This is a genomic window from Candidatus Symbiopectobacterium sp. NZEC135 (genome assembly GCF_025962695.1).
On sequence record NZ_JAGFPF010000422.1, the window covers coordinates 1 to 1,484 of the forward strand.

Below are 1,484 nucleotides of genomic sequence, written 5' to 3' on the forward strand. Positions count from 1 at the left end.
CCTGTATGGCGCTGCTGAGCGTGGGCAGCGTCGCCAGGGCGGAACAGATTGGTTCTGTAGATACGGTTTTCAAACTGCTGGGGCCAGACCATAAAATTGTGGTGGAAGCCTTTGACGATCCAGACGTTGCGAACGTTACCTGCTATTTAAGCCGTGCTAAAACCGGCGGCATCAAAGGGGGGTTAGGCCTGGCAGAGGATACCTCCGATGCGGCCATTTCCTGCCAGCAGGTTGGGCCGATTACGCTGTCGGATAAGATAAAGAAAAGTGATGATAGTGGCACGGTGGTGTTCCAAAAGCGCACGTCACTGGTGTTCAAAAAACTTCAGGTGGTCCGTTTCTATGATGAGAAACGCAACGCGCTGGTCTACCTGACTTACTCCGATCGTTTGGTCGATGGCTCACCCAAAAACGCCTTGAGCGCGGTGCCGATCATCCCCTGGGGCAAGAGCGAGTAGTGTGTTAGGGAATACGTGCCGAGACAGAAAAAGCCATTTTCCCCTCGTCATCCTGAGGGGGGGGGGCGTAAATGGACATTGTCAGACTATGCGGCGACTGATATGCCTCGTTAACGCACATAAGGCATAACCATCAGGGGTTAAACGATGAATTCAACGATCTGCACAGAACAACAATTCGTGGGTAGTGCACTGACAGGGAATACCATTAGCGAATGTCGGTTCATCAATTGCGATTTCTCACGTGCAGACCTGACAGAAACCGTGTTCAATAATTGCCATTTCTATGATGATGAAAGCCAGACGGGATGTGATTTTTCGCATTCGGTACTCAAGGAGGCGAGATTTATTGGGTGCGATTTGAGCCTGTGCAATTTCCGGTACGCAGACGCGTTTGGCATTGAGATCAGAGAGTGCCGCGCGCAGGGGGCCGATTTCCGTAGCGCCAGTTTCATGAACAAAATTACAGAGCGAGTTTGGTTTTGCAGTGCTTTCATTATTAAATCAAATCTGAGCTATACCAACTTCTCAAAAACCGTATTAGAGAAATGTGAACTATGGGAAAACCGCTGGACGGCGGCAAATGTACTTGGTGCTTCCTTTGTTGGATCAGATCTCTCTGGCGGTGAATTTAACGAGTTTGACTGGCGTTCAGCTAATTTTACATTTTGTGACCTCACGGGCGCTGCATTGGGGAACCTCACTATCAGGGATACCGAGCTCGACGGTGTGAAGCTTGATATGAATCAGGCGGGTCAACTTCTGATGGATTTAGGGATTATTTTACAAGGTTAGAATGGGGTTGATGCTTTGTCGCTGAACGCAACGCGCTGGGCACGGATGAAAACAGGCATTAAAGCGATTGGCGAGAGCGGAGCCTGAGTTAAAAATAAAAGGCCGAAACCAGAGGGTTTCGGCCTGTCATGAGTCACTGAAAGCGCGTGTTAGTCTTCCAGATCGCCGCAGAAACGGTAACCTTCGCCGTGAATGGTGGCGATGATTTCTGGCGTATCGGCAGTGGATTGG

Annotated in this window: 2 protein-coding genes and 1 pseudogene; 2 read left to right on the plus strand and 1 reads right to left on the minus strand. The window is 49.9% G+C overall.

The window, feature by feature from the left end; all coding sequences use genetic code 11:
* Nucleotides 1-5 precede the first annotated feature (5 nt).
* On the plus strand, nucleotides 6-458 hold the full coding sequence (gene creA / locus J5224_RS27495; protein WP_264628312.1) for a protein CreA: 453 nt from the start codon (nucleotides 6-8) through the stop codon (nucleotides 456-458).
* 147 nt (nucleotides 459-605) lie between these two features.
* The gene (locus tag J5224_RS27500; protein WP_264628311.1) at nucleotides 606-1,253 is read left to right on the plus strand and encodes a Qnr family pentapeptide repeat protein; all 648 of its coding nucleotides are present in this window, start codon (nucleotides 606-608) and stop codon (nucleotides 1,251-1,253) included.
* 149 nt (nucleotides 1,254-1,402) lie between these two features.
* Here J5224_RS27500 and J5224_RS27505 read toward each other — a convergent pair.
* Nucleotides 1,403-1,484 (minus strand): annotated as a pseudogene (locus J5224_RS27505) (two-component system response regulator ArcA); the annotation flags it as partial.